The 4,061-nt window shown below is 63.1% G+C and carries 5 protein-coding genes and 1 pseudogene; 2 read left to right on the top strand and 4 right to left on the bottom strand.

The window, feature by feature from the left end:
• The 3 genes and pseudogenes from EOA27_RS25550 to EOA27_RS25540 all read right to left on the bottom strand — a co-directional run.
• Nucleotides 1-611: pseudogene (locus EOA27_RS25550) on the bottom strand (NADH-quinone oxidoreductase subunit D); the annotation flags it as partial.
• Nucleotides 612-781: 170 nt separating this feature from the next.
• Complete coding sequence (locus EOA27_RS25545) at nucleotides 782-1,210, bottom strand: hypothetical protein (protein ID WP_245466938.1); 429 nt, start codon at nucleotides 1,208-1,210, stop codon at nucleotides 782-784.
• Nucleotides 1,211-1,389: 179 nt separating this feature from the next.
• Entirely contained in the window at nucleotides 1,390-2,001 is a 612-nt protein-coding gene (locus tag EOA27_RS25540) for an alpha-ketoglutarate-dependent dioxygenase AlkB (RefSeq protein ID WP_126081259.1), read from the bottom strand.
• Nucleotides 2,002-2,092: 91 nt separating this feature from the next.
• Between EOA27_RS25540 and EOA27_RS43200 the strand changes: the two genes are divergently transcribed.
• Complete coding sequence (locus tag EOA27_RS43200; protein ID WP_348526396.1) at nucleotides 2,093-2,443, top strand: KTSC domain-containing protein; 351 nt, start codon at nucleotides 2,093-2,095, stop codon at nucleotides 2,441-2,443.
• On the opposite strand, the gene EOA27_RS25530 is transcribed toward EOA27_RS43200, so the two are convergent.
• Complete coding sequence (locus tag EOA27_RS25530) at nucleotides 2,352-3,473, bottom strand: NAD(P)/FAD-dependent oxidoreductase (RefSeq protein ID WP_126081260.1); 1,122 nt, start codon at nucleotides 3,471-3,473, stop codon at nucleotides 2,352-2,354. The genes EOA27_RS43200 and EOA27_RS25530 overlap by 92 nt on opposite strands.
• Before the next feature lie 195 nt (nucleotides 3,474-3,668).
• Here EOA27_RS25530 and EOA27_RS25525 point away from each other — a divergent pair.
• Nucleotides 3,669-4,061: aminotransferase class III-fold pyridoxal phosphate-dependent enzyme (locus tag EOA27_RS25525; protein ID WP_127257566.1), on the top strand; the 393-nt coding region annotated here is incomplete at its 3' end.

Genomic DNA, 4,061 nt, shown 5'->3' with positions numbered 1-4,061 from the left:
ACATCGACGTTGCGCTGCTTGAAGATGCGGTTGTCGGTAAGCAGCCCTTCGAGATTGTCGCAGACCTTCAGGAACGGATCGCAGAAATTCCAGATGTCGTCGAGCAGCTCTTCCGGCAGATCCTGGTGCACGCCGCCGACGCGGAAATAATTGGCGTGCATGCGGGCGCCAGATGCGCGTTCATAAAACACCATCAGCTTCTCGCGTTCGGCGAAGCCCCAGAGCGGCGGGGGCAGGGCGCCGATATCCATGGCCTGCGTGGTGACGTTGAGAAGATGCGACAGCAGCCGCCCGATCTCGCAGAACAATACGCGGATGAGTTGCCCCCGCCGCGGAACCGATATTTCCAGCAGCTTTTCGGCGGCAAGGCAGAAGGCATGCTCCTGGTTCATCGGCGCGACATAGTCGAGCCGGTCGAAATAGGGCAGGGCCTGCAGGTAGTTCTTGTATTCGATCAGCTTCTCGGTGCCGCGATGGAGCAGGCCGATATGCGGGTCGGCGCGTTCGACGATCTCGCCGTCCAATTCCAGCACCAGCCGCAGCACGCCATGCGCGGACGGGTGCTGCGGCCCGAAATTCAGGGTGAAGTTGCGGACTGCGGCTTCGGTCATGGCGACCTCCGCAAGAGTGAGGATCGAAGGCGACGGCGGCCGTTCGGCCGGGTCATGCCCCTAAAGCGCGTCGCGATCTTTCAGGTTCGCTCCCTGCGCTTTAGGTTCTTGATTCTACGCATGTCCTTGGTCCCGAAACCGGTTCCCACTTTCGGGAGACATGCTTTAGGTCAGGCCGTCGTCTGGATGATCAGCGTCAGCGTGCCGTCACCGTCGATGTTGGCTGCGACGACCTGCGAGGAATTCAGCCCGTTCGCATGCAGGACCGACGTCGCCTCGGGCGAGGCATCGACCGAGCTCTGCAGCTTGGCCAGCTCCTTGGCAGTCGTCCTGGTGACTATGGCCTCCGCCTGCGCCTTCACTTCCGAAGGCAGGTCCTCCATCGCCACCACGACGATGTTGGTGACGTTCTGGGCGGCATCGTCCTGGCCTGGTTGTGGTTGGCCGGGCTGCGGCTGGCCGGACTGCGGCTGGTGTGGAATGGGCTCCTGAGCAGGAGGCGGGGCTTGCGGCGGCTGCGGATCGGCGCGTTGAGCAGAAGCGGGCTGCGCCAATGCCATTGCCGACAGCGTCAGGACTATCGTCAAGGTGCGCATCATCTTTCCTTTCGATCTCGAAATCTGACGACACAACCCCGGGGCCGGGTGATGGTTCCAGGAAAGCCGCGACAGCGGCGACTTAGAGCAATTCCAGGAAAAGTGTGAGCGGTTTTCCGTCCGGCATTGCTTCAAAAACAAAGATAGAGCGGTTCGCCGTTTCCGTAAAACGGTGAAACGCTCTAAGAGACGCGCATCGTCCGGAAGGTGACGGAGTAGCGGTGTTGCGCGACAGGCGGGATGGAGTGTTCCCACTCGTTTCGCGACGGGCCGGCCATGAGATAGACCGACCTGGGCTCGACGTCGATCGTTGCCCGGTCCCATGCCGCGCCGCTCTTGCGGCGCAGCCGGAAACTGCAGGGCGCCAGCAGGGAGACGCCGGCGACCAGCTCGAAATGCGGCTTGTCGCGATGCCAGCCTATGCCGGCGCCCGGGCGATATTCGTTGATGAGCACCTGCGCGAATTCGCTCGCCGCGACGCCCGCGAATTCGGCGACCTTGGCGCGCAGCGGCAGCAGGAAGTCCGGAATGGGCGGCGCTTCGAGCACCTGGCGACGCTCATAGTCATAGCGCAGGCCGAAGCCGACGACCTGCCTGTTGGCAAGATAGCCATGAAAATCGAACGGCTTGAAAGGCAGGCCGCGGATATGGCCGACCAATGCGTGCTCTTCGTCACGGGTGATCAGTTCCGGCTTGTAGGAGAAGCCTTCGGGCGGGCTTGCGGGCAGCGAGGGCGCACCAAAGAGATCGCCCTGGCGGGCGCTCTCCCTGGTCGGGCGTTTGGCTGATGACATGCGGCTCAGATAGGCGATCGGAGCACGTGTGCAAGGCCGCTCACGGCCCGCGGAACCTGGAAGATGCGTGAAGGGTTAGGATGGAAGCAGGATGCCGGCCATGCCTTCCACCGCAATCCAGAACATTCACTACGATACGTCGCGGCGAGTCCTTTCGGTATGGTTCGTTCCGAGCGGCGACCGCTACGACTATGAGGATGTGGAACCCGAGATCTACATGGCCTTCAAGGCAGCTTTCTCAAAAGGCCAATTCTTCAACGAGTTCGTGCGCGATCGCTTCAGATACCGCCTCGTAGGACGTGGGCGCGGCATTGAGTGCCAGGGCGCCGCGTCTTCACGCCGCGGCGTCGTCAGCCCGTCTTGGGCGCGAGGATACACATCACGTGCTCGGCAATCGCCAGGCTGGCAGTCAGGCCGGGGCTTTCGATGCCGAACAAATTGACGAGGCCGTCGATGCCATGCGTTGCGGCATCCTGGATGACGAAATCGCTGTTGGCGTCGCCTGGGCCGGAGAGCTTCGGCCGGATGCCGCTATAGGCCGCCTGCAGGCTGCCATCGGGCAGATCGGGCCAATATTTGCGGATCGCGGCATAGAAGCGCTCACCGCGCGCCGGATCGATGCGATAGTCGATCGTGTCCGTCCACTCGACGTCCGGTCCGAAGCGTGCGGCGCCTGCAAGATCGAGCGTAAGATGGACGCCGAGCCCGCCGGGCTCAGGCACGGGATAAATAAGATGTGAAAAGGGTGCGCGCCCGGCAACCGAGAAATAATTGCCCTTGGCGTAGCGAAGCGCCGGCAGGAATTGCCGACCAAATCCTTCCAGCGAGCCTGCCAAGGCGACGGCGCCCAGGCCGGCCGCATTGATAAGGCGCGGCGCGGCGATCTCGAACTGCTCGCCGCTCGCCGCGTCCATCGTCCGCACCACGATCCTGCCCGGCTCGACGCGGCCCGAGACGATGCGGGTGTTGAGCGACAGCGTCGCGCCGTGCTCCTCGGCGTCGCCGAGCAGGCCGAGCATGAGCGCGTGGCTGTCGATGATGCCAGTGGACGGCGAAAGCAGCGCCATGGTGCAGTGAAGCGCCGGCTCCAGGGCTTGCGCTTCGGCGGCGGAGACGAAGCGCAAATCGTCGACGCCGCAGGCAGCGGCGCCAGCCTGGATCGTGGCGAGCACGGGGTCCTGGGCCTCGTCGGTCGCGACGATCAGCTTGCCTGCGCGGCGATGCGGGATCGCGCGTTCCGCACAGTACCGATACAGCATGTCGCGGCCAGCGACGCAGAGCCGGGCCTTCAGCGACCCTTGCGGATAATAGATCCCGGCATGGATGACTTCCGAATTGCGCGAGCTCGTCTCGGTGCCGATGGCATCCGCGGCTTCGAGGACAAGCGTGTCGAGACCTTTGGCGGCCAATGCGCGCGCGACCGCCAGACCAATCACGCCTGCGCCCGCGATAATGCAGTCGACTTGTTCCATTGCTAACCCTGCTGCGCCATCAGTTCCGCGACTGTCGCGGCTTGTTGGCGCTATCGATACCGGCTTCGCGGCTCTTGCGACCAGCCTTCGCGATGAGGCATCAGCCGTGACAATGCAACGCGGAACTTTCGGATTTCACAACGAGGAAGCTCGTCCTATTTCCGCTTTGGACCCCCAAGACAGGACCCCACCATGATGGACGCCAGACCGAATTCCCCCGAAGCCCGCGATATCCGCTACCACATGCACGGCTACACCAACGCGCGCAAGCACCAGGAAACCGGTCCGCTGGTCATCGAAAAGGGCGATGGCGTCTATGTCGAGGACATTGCCGGCAATCGCTACATCGAGGCGATGGCGGGCTTGTGGAGCGTCGCCGTCGGCTTCTCGGAAAAGCGGCTGGTCGAAGCCGCGGCAAGACAGATGTCGAAGCTGCCCTTTTACCACGACTTCGGCTCGAAGGCGCATGCGCCGCTGATCGACCTGGCCGAGAAGCTGGTGCAGATGGCGCCGGTGCCGATGAGCAAGGCCTATTTCACCAATTCCGGTTCCGAGGCCAACGATACCGCGATCAAGATGATCTGGTAC

The sequence above is a fragment of the Mesorhizobium sp. M2A.F.Ca.ET.037.01.1.1 genome (genome assembly GCF_003998075.1).
Taxonomy (GTDB): Bacteria; Pseudomonadota; Alphaproteobacteria; order Rhizobiales; family Rhizobiaceae; genus Mesorhizobium.
This window is presented reverse-complemented; position numbering and strand designations above follow the sequence as displayed.